Here is a 16,443-nt window from a genome sequence, read left to right on the forward strand (position 1 = left end):
TACTAGGATCGATAAATCCACTGCTCGGGCACGCGCACCGAGATCTCTTCCCCTGTTGTCATACGACCCGGTTTCTCGACCCAGGCAACGAGGCCGCGCAGCTGTTTCGCCGCCTTCGGGAAGGCCAGCGCGCCGGCCTCCCGATCGGCCATCCCGGCGTTTTCGGCGATCGAACGTCCAGCAAGCCGGCAAGGCCCGTTCTGCGCATCGACCTTGATCGTCACGCCACCTCTAAAGAACAGCAGCGTGCCTGACGGCAGCATCGAGAGATGCGGCACGCCTTCGATCAGCAGATTGGCGCCGATCCATTCCGGCTTGATCTCGGCCAGCCCCATCCGCTCGGCAATGACGGCGAGTTCATCCGCTGCTACGATTGATATCTGCCGCTCGTTGCGGATTTCGGTGCCGCGCGGATACCAGGGTTCGCGACCGCCCGAACGACGGGTGGCGCCGGCGTGGAAGTCGCCGTCGATGCCTTCGAAACCGAGCTGCAATGCTTCCACCGGGCGCGTCTGGAAGTGATTCGACGGTGCGACGTACAAAGCGGCCACTTTGGCGGACAGCTTCCTGGCGGGGATGATGTCGACCGGCTTCTCAGACTCCGGGAAGAGGTCCAGCATGGCTTCGTTCCTTCTGCAGGATGACGTCGCAAATAGCCGTAGCCGTGGGCTCGGGTCCAGTCGAAAGCGATGATGATTCGATCAAACCGGCTGATGGCGTCAATCGGCATCGTCATGAAGGCAAGGCTGGAGGAGCGCTTTCTGCGCGGCGAACTCGGCGACGCCTATGACGATTATGCCCGCAGCGTACCGATGCTGGTGCCGTTCATGCCGGCCTGATTACAGCATCCGCAAAAGCGCGCCGCCGATCGAATAGCCGGCGCCGAAGGCGCACAGCACGCCGAAATCGCCGGGCTTCATGTCGGCGTGGTTTTCCGACAGCGCGATGATGGCGCCAGCGCCGGCGGTGTTGCCGAGCCGCTCCAGCACCATCGGCGCGCGGTCGTGGTCGACCTCGTGGCCGAAGGCCAGTTTCAGGATCATGGCGTTCATGCGCGCATTGGCCTGATGCAGCCAGAAGCGCCTGATGGCTTGCGGCGTCAGCCCGTGCTCGGCGAGGAATTCGACAATGAATTTGTGGCCGGCGACGGTGACTTCCTTGAACACCTTGTTGCCGACCTGTTTGATCAGATTGCCCTCAAGGTTAATCATGTAAGGATCGTCCTGGGCGGTGCGGGTGTGATAGCCCAGATTGGTGCGGATATTGTTCGACATCTGCGTCCAGGTGCGCGTGTCCAGCACCTCGAAGCGCCCCGGCCGCTTCTCGCCCTTGGCCAGCCCCTCGACCACCATCGCCACCGAAGCATCGCCGAAGATGAAATGCGTCTGCCGGTCGCGGAAATTGAGATGGCCGGTGATGATCTCCGGCGTGACCACCAGCACGCGTTTGTGCCCACCCGCCCGCACCAGATTGGCCGCAATGTGCAAGGCGGCCGCGGCCGATGAACAACCNTCAGACGTGTGCTCTTCCGATCTAGCACGCGTTTGTGCCCACCCGCCCGCACCAGATTGGCCGCAATGTGCAAGGCGGCCGCGGCCGATGAACAACCAAGCCCCATGTCGAAGCCGGCGCCCTTGGTGCCCAGCGCCTCCTGCATTTCGATGGCGATCGCCGGATAAGGCCGCTGCTGGTGCGAGGCCGAGCAGATCACCAGGTCAATGTCGGACGGCTTCAGGCCGGCATAGTCGAGCGCCTTCCGGGCCGCGGCCACGCCAAACTCGGCCTGCAGCGACAGCGCGTCATCGGGCCGCGCCGGAATGCGCGGCGCCATGCGGGTCGGATCGAGAATGCCTTCGCGCTCGATCACATGGCGGGTCTGGACGCCCGAGGCATGGACGATGAAGGCGCTGTCGGATTTCTGCAGCAGCGTCTCATCCGTGCCTTGCCGGCGCGCATTCTCGGTGTCGACCCAGGCATTGAAGCTGGCGACCAGTTCTTCATTGGTGATCTTGGCTTCAGGGATTTCAACGCCAATGCCGCTGATGATGACGCGATGCATATCCAGTCCGTCCATGCGCAGGCGTTGTCGTTCTCATGTGAACGACGAGGGGGCGCGACACAACACTTTTCTCACCCCACCGGTTTACGCCGGCTTAAACCCTAGGCTGTGGCGGGATGTCATCGGGAGTGCTAGCCGGCCCGCTTGGCGACGATGAAGATACGCGGGAAGCGCAGCAGCACCTTGCCGTTTGCGGTCTTCGGATAGGCCTTGGCAATTTTGGCCGTGTAATTGTCGAGGAATATCTTGCGCTCGCCGGCGTCGAGCGGATCGAGAAACGGCTTCAGCCCCGTCGACTTCACCCATTCGACGATCACCTCGGCGTCGGTCAGCGGCTGATTGTAGGCCGTATGCCAGATATCCACCCGGATGGAGAGCGGCGACAAGAGATCATAATAGAACGACACCGCCGGCAGCGGTCCGCGCGCAGCACCTGCCATCTTGGCGGCGAACGGCATTTCGGCGGCCGTCTCGCGCATCAGCCGATGCGACGGCTCAAGCAGATTGTCGGGCATCTGGACGGCGAGCGCACCGCCCGGCGCGAGAAAGCCCATCAGCCGCTGGAACACTACCGGGTGGGTGGGCAGCCATTGGAACACCGCATTGGCGAAGATGACGTTGACCGGCTCGGCAGGCCGCCATGTCGAGGCATCGGCGAGGTCGAAATTGACGCTGGGCAGGCGCGCCCTCGCCTTTTCGATCATGTCGGGAGAGGTATCGAAACCGATGACCTCAGCATCCGGCCAGCGCTCGACCAGCAGCTCGGTCGAGTTGCCCGGGCCGCAGCCGATGTCGACCACCCGGCGCGGGAAATCCACCGGCACCTGCGCAACAAGATCGCGCGCGGGCCGCGTGCGCTCATCCTCGAATTTCAGATATTGGGCGGCTGACCAGTCGGTCATTCAAGCTTTCCTCGTATCAGTTGAGAAATTCGCCGCCCCGGTTGCTCCCTTACCGCGTCAGCCTCTTGTAGGTCATCCTGTGCGGGTTGACGGCTTCGGGGCCGAGCCGGCGGATCTTGTCCTGCTCATAATCCTCGAAATTGCCCTCGAACCATTCGACATGACTGTCACCTTCAAAGGCCAGGATGTGGGTGGCCAGACGGTCGAGGAACATACGATCGTGCGAGATGATGACGGCGCAGCCGCCAAAGTTTTCCAGCGCGTCTTCGAGCGCCGCCAGCGTTTCGGTGTCGAGATCGTTGGTCGGTTCGTCGAGCAGCAGCACATTGCCGCCGGTCTTCAGCATTTTTGCCAGATGCACGCGGTTGCGCTGGCCGCCGGAGAGGTTGCCGACCTTCTGCTGCTGGTCGCCGCCACGGAAGTTGAACGACGCGCAATAGGCGCGCGTGTTGGCTTCGAACTTGCCGAGCTTGACCACTTCGGCGCCGCCCGAGATTTCTTCCCAGACGGTCTTTGACGGATCGAGCGCATCGCGGCTCTGATCGACATAGCCGAGCTTCACCGTTTCGCCGATGCGGACAGAGCCGGCATCCGGCGTTTCCTGGCCGGTGATCATGCGGAACAGCGTCGTCTTGCCGGCGCCGTTCGGGCCGATGACGCCGACGATGCCGCCTGGCGGCAGCTTGAATTCCAGGCCTTCGATCAACAGCGTGTCGCCAAAGCCCTTCGACAAGCCTTCCGCCTCGATCACCACGTTGCCGAGCCGCTCGCCATGCGGAATGACGATCTGCGTATCGCTCGGACGCCGCTTGTCGGCTGCATCCAGCAGCTCCTGGAACGCCTGGATACGCGCCTTGGACTTGGTCTGGCGAGCTTTCGGGCTGGACTGGATCCACTCGCGTTCGCGACCGATAGCACGCTGGCGGGCGTCGTCCTCGCGGCCTTCCTGCTTGAGGCGCTTGGCCTTGGCTTCGAGGTATTTGGTGTAGTTGCCCTCATAGGGAATGCCGCGGCCGCGATCGAGCTCGAGGATCCATCCCGTGACATTGTCGAGGAAGTAGCGATCGTGGGTGATGATCATCACGGCGCCCGGATAGGCGCGCAGATGCTTTTCGAGCCACGCCGTGGTTTCGGCGTCGAGATGGTTGGTCGGTTCGTCGAGCAGCAAGAGGTCGGGCTGACGCAGCAGCAGCTGGCAGAGCGCGACGCGGCGGCGCTCACCGCCCGAAAGCTTGGTGACTTCGGAATCCTTGGGCGGGCAGCCCAGCGCTTCCATCGCCATCTCGACCTGCTGTTCGAGATCCCACAAATTGAGCCGGTCCATCTCGTCCTGGAGCTTGGCGGACTCATCGGCCGTCTCGTCGGAGTAGTTCATCATCAATTCGTTGTAGCGCTCGATGATGGCGGTCTTGGCGGCGACACCTTCCATGATGTTCTCGAACACCGTCTTGTTGGCATCGAGCGCCGGCTCCTGCGCGAGATAGCCGACGGTGGCGCCTTCGGCGAGCCAAGCTTCGCCGTTCCACTCCTTGTCGAGCCCGGCCATGATCTTGAGGATCGTCGACTTGCCCGAGCCGTTGGGGCCGAGGATGCCGATCTTGGCGTCGGGATAGAAGGAGAGATGGACATTCTCAAGCACCTTCTTGGTGCCATAGGCCTTGTTGAGGCCGGCCATGTGATAGATGAACTGGCGTGCCACGCGCGCTTTCCTTGATGATTGACCGAAAATGTCGGATTGAATGGAGGTTGGCCGCTATGTAGGCGATGCCGGGCCGAACGGCAATCGCTTTTGCCATTTCAAGCCGGGTGTACACCGCACGTTATGTTTTCCGCCGGTTGTGGGGAGCGTTGAAATCCCCGGTTAACCCTTCAGCGTCAAAACAGGATCGATCGCTGGCCTGTCGCGATCGAAAGTAAAGATCGGACCGAAGGTAGTGCTGAACAGTTTCCTGCTCCTTGCCGAAGCGGTCGTCTACTTCAGCGTCATGGTCACGCTGTTCCGCTTCAGGGATCGCATCGGCCTCGGCGTCTTCGTCTGCGCGCTGGGCGCCATGCATTTCCTCGAAACCTATCTCGCCAGCGTCTTCTATGTCGCCCTGCCCTTCGGCATGGTCTCGCCAGGCTCGGCGGTGCTGTTTTCCGGCAAGCTGGTGATGCTGCTTCTGCTCTACATGAAGGAAGATGCGGCCACGGTGCGCCAGCCGATCTATGGCCTGCTGCTCGGCAACGCCTTGATGATCGGGCTGGTCCTGATCCTGCGCCTGCACGATATTTCAGCTCTTTCCGACGGCAAGCTTCCCGATATCGGCTTCATCGACCAGATGGGCTGGTTGATGGTATGGGGCACGACGCTGCTCTTCATCGACGCCATCCTGATCATCCTGCTTTACGAAAAGCTCGGGCGTTATCTGCGCAAGGCGCCGTTCTCCCGCATCCTGATTTGCGTCGCCTGCGTGCTCACCTTCGACCAGGCCGGATTTTTCACCGCCCTGCATTTCGTCGCCGGCGCACCGATCGCGGTCTTCTTCGGCGGCTGGTTCGCGAAGATGGGTGCCGCTTTTGCCTACAGCGCCATGCTTGTCGCCTACCTCAGATGGTTCGAAACGCGTCAGGTCGTGGCACCGCGCGGGCTGTCCGACGTCTTCAACACCTTGACCTATCGCGAGCGCTACGAAGCCCTGGTCGAACATGTCGGCCGCGACGGCCTCACCGGCCTGTTGCACAGGGGACGCTTTGACAGCGACGGCGAACGTCTGGTTGCCGTCAGCCTGCGCACGGCCCAACCGCTCAGCCTGCTGATCGTCGACGTCGACCATTTCAAGTCGATCAACGATCGCTTCGGCCATGCCGAGGGCGACAGGGTGCTGAGATCGATCGCCCAGGTGCTGACCCAGGCGGCCGGCGCACACGATCAGGTTTTCAGGATCGGCGGCGAGGAGTTCGCCATCCTTTGCTCGCAGCCGCATGCGGTCGCCAGGTTGCTCGGAGAAAACCTCCGCCAGGCCGTCAAAGCGTGCGTAAACCGGTTCGACATCAGCGTCAGCGCCGGCATCGCCACTGTCGATGAGACCGTAGGCTCGCTTGCCGATCTCTTCGCCCTTGCCGACGAGCGTCTCTACAGGGCCAAGTCCACCGGGCGTGACCGCGTCGTCGGCGAAGCGCATGACGATGCCGAAGACCTAACTGCGTGGACATTGCCCACGCGTGGCGTCAGCGGATAAGGCTGTCAGCTCCGCTTGCGCTGCTGCAACGCGCCGACCGCAACTGAAACGGCTATCAGCGCGATGGCCAGCCATTTCAGCACGGTGATGATCGGACTGGCATCGATGTCATAAGCGATGAACAACAGAATGCCGGGCACCAGCAGGCCGCACATGACCAGCATGATGCGGTTGATCTGCCAAGACACTTTTGCTGCCAGCGCTTCGTCACCGGCTTCGCCGACAAGACCGGCGCGCATCTCCCGAGAGATGGCCAACGCGCTCGACAGGCGCATGGAGATCGGCAAGCCGAGCCCGATTATGAGGAAGGCACACGCCGCCAGCAGAGCCGAGAATTTGAGCGCGCTGGTGTCGGCCGGCACCGGAAACAAAAGTGTCGCCAGCGGCAGGAAGACACAGACGATGCCGAGCGCGGCAATGGCGATGAAGATCGCGGCATTGACCCAAGTGAACAGCTGGTAGCGGCTTGCCCCGATCGGCGCGGCAAGCACGCGCATGCGCGCCCACTCGGCATCGGTATAGGAAAAGCCCGGCCATTCCATGCGGCCGTCTTTAATGGCGGTCATCCCCCTGGCCCAGAAAGCCAGCCGCGCCAGCGCGCCTGATGTCATGCCACTCATCGCCACCCCCGCCGAATGAAACACATCCAGACCATATCACCGCGTCACTGCCAAGCGACAGACGGATATCCTACTGGAACCCGGCCGCATCGACCGAGCCCTTAGGACAGCCCGCCTTGGTCGTCGGCGCCGAGGCGAGCATGAGAGTGCTCAGCGAACTGTCGGGGCCGATCGGGCCGGTCAGGCCGAGCGTCAGCTCGCCGATCAGCCGCCTGCCGCTCGACGGATCGACCAGGCAGGAGACACGCACCCGCGCGCCCGACCCGGCGCCGAAGGCGCTGTCGAAGGCGCTGCGGATCTGGTCCGAAGTCAGCTGCTTGCCGACATTCCTGGTGAAGAGCTCGCGCACCGGCGAGGCATTCACCGCCCGCATCAGGTTCAGCGCCTCGGCAAAATACTCCTGCTGGCTCTTGCCGTAGCAGGTGCCGTGCTTGATCCATTCATGCCGTTCGAGCTTGGAGGCGGTGCCCGGCATAACCTGGTCGAGCTCGGCGCGCGTATTGGCATCGAGGTTGACCGGCGGCAGGTCTGCCCAATGGGCCGGATTGTCATTGGCCTTGTCGCTCGCCGGCACCTGGCAATAGAAATTGCCATTCGGCTGCGGCCAGAGCCCATGCAACGTGAAATGCGACGCGTCGAAGCCGCCCGCCGTCTGCGCCTGGCATTCGGGCTTGCTCGACTTGGTTTCGCAGAAGGCCGGCTGCCAGCTCAGCGCGAAAACATATTCGGGTTTTCCTGAAGCCGGCGCCGCAGGCTTGCCCTGATCGGCGGGCGCGGCCGGCTCAGTCGACGCGCTGCCGCCTGAGACATGGCCGCAGCTGATCTTGACCCAACGGCGCTCAGGATCGGCGCCCGGCACGCGGATGAGGTAATGCGTCGGCGCATCCTTGTTGCCGGCCAGGAGATCGTAGCTCTGTCCAGCCGTTGTCGCGATATTGCCGGGGTTCTTGCCGCTCTTGATCGCCTGCGTTGCTGGACAGGCGGCATCGGCCACGAAGGAGCCGCTCATCTTCACATCGGCACGCGCTAGGCCGACACCGGCCAGCGCCACCAACACCGCACCCCATATCGCCGATATCCGCATTCCAGCACTCCTAGCGTTTCATAGCGCAAGCTAGAAACGTGTGACATGTCAGAATTACGATTTCTTTCGTCCGCCGCAAAAAACAATCGCTCGGTCGATCAGACCCCGCCCTCCTCGACCCGCTTCGTCAACATACGCAGCAGATCAAGCGCTGTCTCGAGCGCGCGAGCCTCGATGCCCTCGCTGATGCGGTTGGCCCAGACATGCTGGCGCGTGCCGATATCCCGGATCGCGGCCCGGCCGGCATCGGTCATCGCCAGGAGCTTCGCGCGGCGGTGCGCCGGGTTGTCCGCATAGGCGGCAAGCCCTTCGGCGGCCAGAATGTCGGCAAGGCGCTGCACGCTCTGGCGGGCAAGCCCCATGTCGCGGGCAATGTCGGCCACCGATTTCGGCTCCTTCAGCACCGCGCCCAGAACCTGCCAGCGCGCCGCCGTCAACCCGGCAGGCTCGGCCAGCCGGTCGGCCGCGTCGAGAAACCCGCCATTCAGCCGGAACACGGCAAGCACCAGTTCGGTGAGCACATCTCCGGCTTCGGTCCTGCTTGTCATTTCTGGCCGGCCTCGATGGTGGAAACGAAAGTGTTGACGGCTTCAGCCACCGCCTCCGGCTTGTCAAGCATCACCCAGTGGCCGGAACCGGCGACGGTTCTGTGGCCAATTCCGCTGCGCAGCCGAAACAGGGCCGCCGCATTGTCATTGGCCTCCGTGGCCAGCACGAAGATCGGCCCGTGATAGGCATCGAGCGTCGGTTCGGGATTCCATTCCGCCAGCGCCTTGCCGACGCCTGCCCGAGCCGCCGGATCGACCACCGCCGCATCGGCGAGGACCTGTTTGCGGACATCTTCATTGGAGCCGGCGATCGAGGTGTAATAAGCGCTCAGGACACCGCCGCCGTTTGGCCCCACCAGATCGCGCACGAACCCGTCGCGAATCTCTTTGGGCAGGGCGCGCGGATCGGTCGCCGGATCGACCAGCAGGATGCCGGCAACACGGTCGGCATGGCCGGCGGCATAGGCGAGCGCGGCCCCACTGCCGCCGCTATGTGCAACGAGGACAAACCGCTTCAGGCCGAACGCATCGGCCATCGCACCAATATCGTCGGCACGGCCGTCATAGCCGTAGTCGGCATCAGTTGCAGGCGCCGATGCGCCATGGCCGCGAAAATCGAAGGCGACCGCCTCACGGCCACCTGCGGTGAGCTGCATCACCCGGTTCCACTGTGTGGCGCGGCTGCAATCACCATGCGCGAACAGGATCGGCAGGCCGTCGCCGGATTTGATGTGGTAGCCGGCAAGCTGGCCCTGCGGGCCGGCAATGGTCTTCATGGTCATCTCCCTGGTTTGGCTGGAAGCAATGCCGGGCAGGAGCATTGCGGATGAAAGGCTCGCCAGCAGAAACGCGCGGCGCGAAACGGTTTTCATGGTCATGCTCCGATCCAATTGACAGTATGCTGTCATATAGCCAAATTGACAGCAAGCTGTCAATAGTTGCCCCGGCTGATTTCGACCTCCCCTTGACGTCGGTCCCGCGTCGCTCAACAGTCGCCGAGGGAGCGAGACATGGCATTTGACAAGCAGACGACGCTGGCCTCACCGACCGGGGCCACGCTCAACCTCTATGTGAAGCACGCGAGCGGCTCTCCACGGGCCGTCGTCCAGATTAACCATGGCTTGGCCGAACACGCCGCGCGCTATGCCCGCTTCGCGGATTACCTCAGCACCCGCGGTTTTCACGTCTACGTCCACGACCATCGCGGCCATGGCGCGACCAAGGCGCCCGATGCCCCGCTCGGCAGGTTCGCCGGCACAGGCGGCCCGGCCAAGGTGATCTCCGATGTCGACGCAGTCCACGATTTGATTGCGAAGGAGCAGCCCGGCCTGCCGGTCATCCTGTTCGGCCATTCGATGGGTGCGTCGGTGGCGCTCAACTACCTCCTGGCGCACTCGCCGCGCGTCCACGCCGCGGCGATCTGGAACGGCAATTTCTCACAAGGCTTGCTCGGCCGGCTTGCGCTCGCCATCCTCGCTTATGAGCGCTTCAGGCTCGGCTCCGATGTCCCCTCACGCATCTTGCCCAGGCTGACCTTCCAGGCCTGGGGCAAGGCGGTGCCCAGCCACAAGACGCTCTTCGACTGGCTGTCGCGCGACGAGGCAGAAGTGGCGAAATACATTGCCGACCCGCTGTGCGGCTGGGATGCCTCGATCTCGATGTGGCGCGATGTCGTGGAGATGGCGCAGAAAGGCGGCAAGGATGCGGGCTTTGCCGGCATCAGGCGCGACCTGCCCGTCAGCATCGTCGGCGGCGAGAAGGATCCGGCCTCCGACTATGGCAAGGGCATCGACCATCTCGCCAAGCGCATGCGCGCGATGGGCTTTTCGAATCTGGTTTCAAAGGTTTACGCCGACGCCCGCCACGAAAGCTTGAACGAGGTGAACCGCGACTCCGTCATGACCGATTTTGCCGCGTGGGCCGATGGTGTGTTGAAACGCTGACATCGCTGGCCCACCGCAAGGCCCGTGACAGCGGCATCCCGGGTTGATAGAGGCTGCGGTTCCGACCCGTTTTTGGTGATTTATGGCTGAACCTCCGCTGAAAGGCGTCCGCGTCGTCGAACTCGCCCGCATCCTGGCCGGCCCGTGGGCAGGACAATTGCTGGCCGATCTCGGCGCCGATGTTATCAAGGTCGAGAGCCCAGATGGCGGCGACGATACCCGCAAATGGGGTCCGCCCTTCGTCATGAGCCATGATGGCGAGAACCTGTCGGCCGCCTATTACCACTCCTGCAATCGCGGCAAGCGCTCCATCGCGGTCGATTTCTCGACGCCCGAAGGGGCCGAGACGGTGCGCCGGCTGGTTGCCACGGCCGACGTTCTGATCGAGAACTTCAAGCTCGGCGGCCTGAAGAAATACGGGCTCGATTACGAGAGCCTGAAGGCGATCAATCCAAAGCTCGTCTACTGCTCGATCACCGGCTTCGGCCAGGACGGGCCTTACGCCCCACGCGCCGGCTATGATTTCATCATCCAGGCCATGGCCGGCATGATGTCGATCACCGGCGAGGTCGGGCGCGAGCCGCAAAAGGCTGGCGTCGCCATATCGGACATCTTCACCGGCCTCTATTCGGTGATCGCCATCCAGGCAGCGCTTAGCCATGCCGAAAAGACCGGCGAAGGCCAGCATATCGACATGGCCCTGTTCGACACGCAGATTTCCGCACTCGGCAACCAGAACCTCAACTATCTCGTCTCCGGCAAGGCGCCGGTGCAGATGGGCAATGCGCATATGAACATTGCGCCCTATGAGGTTGTCCCGGTCAGGGACGGTCACATAATCCTGGCGGTCGGCAATGACGGCCAGTTCGCCAAATTCTGCGCCGCCGTCGGGCTCGACCATCTCTCAGCGAATCCCGATTTCGCCACCAATCCGGCCCGCGTCGCCAACCGGGTGAAATTGCGCGAGCACATGATCGAGACGCTGAAGAACTGGGACCGAGACCCGTTGCTGGCCAAGCTCGAAGCGGCAAGCGTGCCGGCGAGCCCGATCAACAATATCGGCCAGATGTTTGCCGACCCGCAGACGATCGCACGCGGCATGCGCCTCGACCTCGACGATGGCCATGGCAATCGTCTGCCCTCGGTACGCGCGCCGATGGTGATGTCGGGCACGCCGCTCATCTATGAGCGTCCCTCGCCTCGCCTTGGCGAACATACCGAAGAAATCCTTGCCGAACTGGAGAAGTCTGGACGATGAAGACCGGTGGACAACTGATTGTCGACGCACTCGAGGCGAACGGCACCGACCGCATCTTCTGCGTGCCTGGCGAATCCTATCTCGCTGTGCTGGACGCGCTGCATGACTCGCCCATCCGCACCATTGTCTGCCGACAGGAAGGCGGCGCCGCCATGATGGCCGACTGCCAGGGGCGGCTGACCGGCCGGCCAGGCATCTGCTTCGTCACCCGCGGCCCCGGCGCCACCAATGCATCGGCCGGCATTCACATTGCCATGCAGGATTCGATACCCGTCATCCTGTTCATCGGCCAAGTCGCCAGCCACGCCAAGGAGCGCGAGGCTTTCCAGGAGGTCGACTACAAGCGCTTCTTCGGCGACATCGCCAAATGGGTGGTGGAGATCGACGATGCCGCGCGCATCCCCGAACTCGTCACCCGCGCCTTCGCCGTCGCGACATCGGGCCGCCCCGGCCCCGTGGTCATCTCGCTGCCGGAGGACATGCTGACCAGCCTGGTCGACGCGCCTGCGGCCTTGCCGCACACGCCGGTCGAAACCCGCCCCGGCGGAGCCGAACTCGATGCTTTGGAAAAGCTTCTGGCCAAGGCCAAGCGTCCCTTCGTCATCCTCGGCGGCACACGCTGGGACGAGGAAGCGGTGGCGCGCATGCGCACCATTGCCGAGGCCTGGTCGCTGCCGATCGGCTGCTCCTTCCGCCGCCAGATGCTGTTCGACCATCTGCACCCGAACTATGCCGGCGATGTCGGCATCGGCATCAATCCGAAGCTGGCCACCGCCATCAAGCAGGCCGACCTGGTGCTGCTGATCGGCGGCCGCATGGGCGAGATGCCGTCCTCCGACTATACGCTGCTGAAGAGCCCTTACCCCGACCAGACGCTGGTCCATGTCCATGCCGATGCCGGCGAACTCGGCCGTGTCTACCGGCCGACCCTGGCGATCAACGCTGCGCCGTCAGCCTTCGTCGAAGCCTTCGCCAAGCGCAAGCCAACGTCCACGCCAGCCTGGGCGGATGAGACAGCGAAAGCACACGCTGCCTACCTCGACTGGTCGACGCCTCCTGAGACCGGCCCCGGCACGGTCCAGATGGGGCCGATCATGAACTATCTGGAAAAGATTTTGCCCGATGACGCCATTTTCACCAACGGCGCCGGCAATTACGCCACCTGGGTGCACCGCTTCCACCGCTTCCGCCGCTTCGCCACCCAAGGCGCGCCGACCTCCGGTTCGATGGGTTACGGCACCCCGGCCGCGGTCGCCGCCAAGGCGCTCCATCCCGACCGCACCGTGATCGCCTTTGCCGGCGACGGCTGCTTCCTGATGAACGGACAGGAATTCGCTACCGCCGTGCAATACGACCTGCCGATCATCGTCATCGTCGTCAACAACGGCATCTACGGCACCATCCGCATGCACCAGGAGCGCGACTATCCCGGCCGCGTCGTCGCCACCGATCTGAAGAACCCTGACTTTGCCGCTCTTGCCCGCGCCTATGGCGGCCACGGCGAGACGGTCGAGAACACGGCAGATTTTGCCCCTGCCTTCGAGCGTGCCCGCGCCAGCGGCAAGCCGGCGATCGTCGAGATAAGGCTCGATCCCGAGGCGATCACGCCGACGCGGACGATGACGCAGATCCGCGACAAGGCCTAAGAACTTCGTAGCGAAAGCCGAGTTCGTCACACCCCCCTCTGTCCTGCCGGACATCTCCCCCGCAAGGGGGGAGATCAGAAGTCACATCGGCCTTTGCCAATCACCAACGTTGAAGATGAGGGCCGGCGGTCAAGCTGCCAATCTCCCTCCTTGCGGGGGAGATGGCCGGCAGGCCAGAGGGGGGTGCTGTCCCGCCGACGCTGCCAAGGCGATCGCCCCTTTCCTGATATCTACAAGCGAGCTATCAGACCGCTGCCAGCGCCTGCGTCAGGTCGGCGATAAGATCGTCCGGATGCTCGACGCCGATCGACAGCCTGACCGTCGTGTCCAGCACGCCGATGCGCTGGCGCACGTCGAAGGGGATGCCGGAGTGCGTCATCGCGGCCGGGTGGCTGGCGAGTGACTCCGTGCCGCCGAGGCTCACCGCCAGCTTGAATATTTGCAGCCCGTTGAGAAATGCGAAGGCCGCCTTCTCTCCGCCTTTGATATCGAAAGAAAATGTCGACCCGGCGCCGCTGCATTGCGCCTTGTAGGCCCGTCCCGCTGCCGTATCCTCGCCCAGGAACGGCAGGTAATGCACCTTCTCGACCTTGGCGTGATCGCGCAGGAATTCGGCCACGAGCCGCGCATTGTCGTTGGCGCGCTCCATGCGGATGGACAGCGTCTCCAGCGAGCGGCCGAGCATCCAGCAGGAATGCGGGTCGAGTTGCGTGCCGATGGCGCCGCGCAGCGCCTTGATCGGCTTGGTCACCGCCTTGCTGCCCATGGCCGCCCCGGCGATCAGGTCGGAATGGCCGCCGACATATTTGGTCAGCGAATAGACGGAGACATCGGCGCCATGTTCGATCGGCCGCTGGAACACCGGGCCGAGCAGCGTGTTGTCGCAGACGATGATCGGCGTTGATCCTTGGCTTGCGCCGATCTCGTCGGCAATCTTCCTGATCAGCGCGATATCGACCAGGCTGTTGGTCGGATTTGACGGCGTCTCGATGAGGATGACCGAGACACGCCCCTTTGCCACCGCAGCATCCGCAGCCGAGCGCACCGCCTTCTCGTCGACGCCGTCGGCAAAGCCGACAGCGCCGATGCCGAAGCCGGACAGCGTGCGCGTCAAGAGCGTCTCGGTGCCGCCGTAAAGCGGCTGCGAATGCAGGATGACATCGCCCGGGCGGGCATAGGCGAGCAGCGTCGTGGCGATCGCCGACATGCCCGACGAGAACAGGATGCAGGCGTCCGTTCCCTCATAGACCGCCAGCCGGTCCTCGACGATCTCCGAGTTGGGGTGATTGAAGCGCGAATAGACCAGGCCGGACGCCGTGCCGCTCGGCGGCTCCTTGCGGCCGGATGTGTAGTCGAAGAAGTCGCGCCCCTCCTCCGCCGATTTGAACACGAAGGTCGAGGTCAGGAACACCGGCGGCTTGACGGCGCCCTCCGACAGCTGCGGATCGAAGCCATAGCTCAACATCAACGTTTCCGGATGGAGCTTGTGGTTGCCGATGTGGGTTTTCGACGGGCGCGGCGCGGTCATGGCTTTTCCTGCATCTGGAGGAGTCTCGTGCAGCAATTTATGCGATCCCGGTCCACCAGTCCTTGCTATTTTCGGCCTCGCATGGCTGCATCCCGGCAACAAATTGCCGAGCGAGAGCAAAAGTGCAGCAGAAGATAGCCGACGATTTCGACCGCAAGATCCTGCGCGAGCTGCAGGCCGACGCCCGCATCACCAACAATGAGCTTGCGGAGCGCATCGGCCTGTCGCCGTCGCCATGTTTGAGGAGGGTACGCCGGCTGGAGGAGGCCGGCATTATCCGGGGCTATACCACGCTGGTCGACCCGGCCGCCTTCGGCTGGAACATGGTCGCCATCGCCACCGTTCGGCTCAGCCGCCAGAACGAGGACGAGATCGTCATGTTCGAGGACGCCATCCGCGGGTGGGAGGAGGTGCTGGAATGCCACCTCGTCACCGGTTCGCGCGACTATGTGCTGAAGGTGGTGACCGGCAGCCTCGAACAGTACGAGCGCTTCATCAAGGAAAAGATCGCGCGGCTGAAATGCGTCGCTTCGATCGAGACCAGCTTCGTCATGAACACCATAAAGGAACGGCGCCTCTGACATTTGGTCAAAGGCGCCGCTCTCGAGGTCGAAATTGCCTGGCCAGGCTTATTTGATCGCCTTGTCGGTGATGGCCGTGGTGTAGGCGCCGGTCGGCGCCTTGGTGATGATCTTCTGGTCGAGCAGCGCCTTGGCGGTGCGCTCGTAGGTCGCCGGGTCGAGCTTGCCGTCGGCATTGTCGATCAGCTTGGCGACTTCGCTCATCATCCGCTTCTGGTGGTTTTCGTCCTGGCCACCGCCGTCCATGACAATGCCCGCGGCCTCGTCATTGTTGTCGATGGCATATTTCCAGCCCTTCATCGAGGCGCGCACGAAACGCACCATCTTGTCTTCGAAAGCCGGATCCTTGAGCTTGTCTTCCGAGGCATAGAGCCCGTCCTCAAGCAGGTCGTTGCCCATCGCCGAGTAGTTGAACACGGTGAGCTGGTCCGGCTTGTAGCCGGCATCGATCAGCTGCCAGTACTCGTTGTAGGTCATGACCGAAATGCAATCCGCCTGCTTCTGGATCAGCGGCTGCACGTCGAAGCTCTGCTTCAAAACCGTGACGCCATCCGGGCCGCCTTCGGTCTTCAGGCCGAGCTTGTTCATCCAGGCGTAGAAAGGATATTCGTTGCCGAAGAACCAGACGCCGAGCGTGTGACCCTTGAAATCGGCTTCGGTCTTGATCGGGCCATCCTTCGGGCAGACCAGCTCCATACCGGCCTTCTTGAACGGCTGGGCGATGTTGACCAGCGGCACGCCCTTTTCGCGCGCGGCGAGTGCCCCGCCCATCCAGTCGACGATGACGTCGGCGCCACCGCCGGCGATCACCTGCTCGGGTGCGATATCGGGACCGCCCGGCTTGATGTCGACGTCGAGGCCTTCGGCTTCATAAAAACCCTTGGCCTTGGCGACATAGTAGCCGGCAAACTGCGCCTGCGTGACCCATTTCAGCTGCAAGGTCACCTTGTCGGCGGCCATTGCCTGGAACGCGGCCAGCGACATCGCGCCGGCCAGCATCGGAATGATCAGTCTTTTCATGTTTTTACCCTCTGAAGTTAACACCCGAACCCA

15 protein-coding genes and 1 pseudogene are annotated in these 16,443 nt (G+C 63.2%); 6 read left to right on the top strand and 10 right to left on the bottom strand.

Annotated elements, in window-relative coordinates; genetic code table 11:
- Positions 1-2: 2 nt before the first annotated feature.
- A complete protein-coding gene (locus X750_RS157430) occupies positions 3-620 on the bottom strand; it encodes an MOSC domain-containing protein (RefSeq protein WP_023746929.1) in 618 nt (205 codons plus the stop codon).
- A gap of 72 nt (positions 621-692) precedes the next feature.
- Here X750_RS157430 and X750_RS1000000164185 point away from each other — a divergent pair, with 72 nt between their 5' ends.
- Complete coding sequence (locus X750_RS1000000164185; protein ID WP_245271810.1) at positions 693-839, top strand: hypothetical protein; 147 nt, start codon at positions 693-695, stop codon at positions 837-839.
- On the opposite strand, the pseudogene X750_RS01000000162700 reads toward X750_RS1000000164185, so the two are convergent.
- From X750_RS01000000162700 to ettA, 3 genes and pseudogenes are all read right to left on the bottom strand, one after another.
- Positions 840-2,059: pseudogene (locus X750_RS01000000162700) on the bottom strand (ketoacyl-ACP synthase III). It lies immediately after the preceding gene.
- Positions 2,060-2,190: 131 nt separating this feature from the next.
- A complete protein-coding gene (gene tam, locus X750_RS157425) occupies positions 2,191-2,961 on the bottom strand; it encodes a trans-aconitate 2-methyltransferase (RefSeq protein ID WP_023746931.1) in 771 nt (256 codons plus the stop codon).
- Between the two features lie 49 nt (positions 2,962-3,010).
- On the bottom strand, positions 3,011-4,660 hold the full coding sequence (gene ettA, locus X750_RS157420) for an energy-dependent translational throttle protein EttA (protein WP_023725379.1): 1,650 nt from the start codon (positions 4,658-4,660) through the stop codon (positions 3,011-3,013).
- Between the two features lie 235 nt (positions 4,661-4,895).
- Here ettA and X750_RS157415 point away from each other — a divergent pair, with 235 nt between their 5' ends.
- The gene (locus X750_RS157415; protein ID WP_023746932.1) at positions 4,896-6,182 is read left to right on the top strand and encodes a GGDEF domain-containing protein; all 1,287 of its coding nucleotides are present in this window, start codon (positions 4,896-4,898) and stop codon (positions 6,180-6,182) included.
- A 5-nt stretch (positions 6,183-6,187) separates the two neighbouring features.
- On the opposite strand, the gene X750_RS157410 is transcribed toward X750_RS157415, so the two are convergent.
- From X750_RS157410 to X750_RS1000000163625, 4 genes are all read right to left on the bottom strand, one after another.
- Positions 6,188-6,802 (bottom strand): hypothetical protein, encoded by a 615-nt coding sequence (locus tag X750_RS157410; RefSeq protein WP_031194875.1) that lies wholly within the window; start codon positions 6,800-6,802, stop codon positions 6,188-6,190.
- 70 nt (positions 6,803-6,872) lie between these two features.
- Positions 6,873-7,886, bottom strand: coding sequence for a ribonuclease (locus tag X750_RS157405; protein WP_023746933.1), 1,014 nt, complete (start codon positions 7,884-7,886; stop codon positions 6,873-6,875).
- Positions 7,887-7,984: 98 nt separating this feature from the next.
- A complete protein-coding gene (locus X750_RS157400; RefSeq protein WP_023690845.1) occupies positions 7,985-8,434 on the bottom strand; it encodes a MarR family transcriptional regulator in 450 nt (149 codons plus the stop codon).
- Entirely contained in the window at positions 8,431-9,312 is an 882-nt protein-coding gene (locus tag X750_RS1000000163625; RefSeq protein WP_023746934.1) for an alpha/beta hydrolase, read from the bottom strand. The genes X750_RS157400 and X750_RS1000000163625 overlap by 4 nt, the downstream gene beginning before the upstream one ends.
- 132 nt (positions 9,313-9,444) lie before the next feature.
- On the opposite strand from X750_RS1000000163625, the gene X750_RS157395 reads away from it, so the two are divergent.
- The 3 genes from X750_RS157395 (at position 9,445) to X750_RS157385 (ending at position 13,281) form a co-directional block, all read left to right on the top strand.
- Positions 9,445-10,377 (top strand): alpha/beta hydrolase, encoded by a 933-nt coding sequence (locus tag X750_RS157395; RefSeq protein ID WP_023746935.1) that lies wholly within the window; start codon positions 9,445-9,447, stop codon positions 10,375-10,377.
- An 82-nt stretch (positions 10,378-10,459) separates the two neighbouring features.
- Positions 10,460-11,635 (top strand): CaiB/BaiF CoA-transferase family protein, encoded by a 1,176-nt coding sequence (locus tag X750_RS157390; protein ID WP_023746936.1) that lies wholly within the window; start codon positions 10,460-10,462, stop codon positions 11,633-11,635.
- Positions 11,632-13,281: a thiamine pyrophosphate-binding protein gene (locus X750_RS157385; protein WP_023746937.1), complete on the top strand. Its 1,650-nt coding sequence runs from the start codon at positions 11,632-11,634 to the stop codon at positions 13,279-13,281. The genes X750_RS157390 and X750_RS157385 overlap by 4 nt, the downstream gene beginning before the upstream one ends.
- Positions 13,282-13,525: 244 nt before the next feature.
- Here the strand turns inward: X750_RS157385 and X750_RS157380 are convergent, their stop codons facing one another.
- Positions 13,526-14,809 carry a cystathionine gamma-synthase family protein gene (locus X750_RS157380; RefSeq protein WP_023746938.1) on the bottom strand — a complete coding sequence of 428 codons (1,284 nt, stop codon included), beginning with the start codon at positions 14,807-14,809 and terminating at the stop codon, positions 13,526-13,528.
- A 122-nt stretch (positions 14,810-14,931) separates the two neighbouring features.
- Between X750_RS157380 and X750_RS157375 the strand changes: the two genes are divergently transcribed.
- The gene (locus X750_RS157375) at positions 14,932-15,390 is read left to right on the top strand and encodes an Lrp/AsnC family transcriptional regulator (protein ID WP_023682177.1); all 459 of its coding nucleotides are present in this window, start codon (positions 14,932-14,934) and stop codon (positions 15,388-15,390) included.
- Between the two features lie 48 nt (positions 15,391-15,438).
- Here the strand turns inward: X750_RS157375 and X750_RS157370 are convergent, their stop codons facing one another.
- Positions 15,439-16,410 carry an ABC transporter substrate-binding protein gene (locus tag X750_RS157370; RefSeq protein WP_023682178.1) on the bottom strand — a complete coding sequence of 324 codons (972 nt, stop codon included), beginning with the start codon at positions 16,408-16,410 and terminating at the stop codon, positions 15,439-15,441.
- Between the last annotated feature and the right edge of the window lie 33 nt (positions 16,411-16,443).

The sequence above is a fragment of the Mesorhizobium sp. LNJC391B00 genome (assembly GCF_000502535.1).
GTDB lineage: Bacteria > Pseudomonadota > Alphaproteobacteria > Rhizobiales > Rhizobiaceae > Mesorhizobium.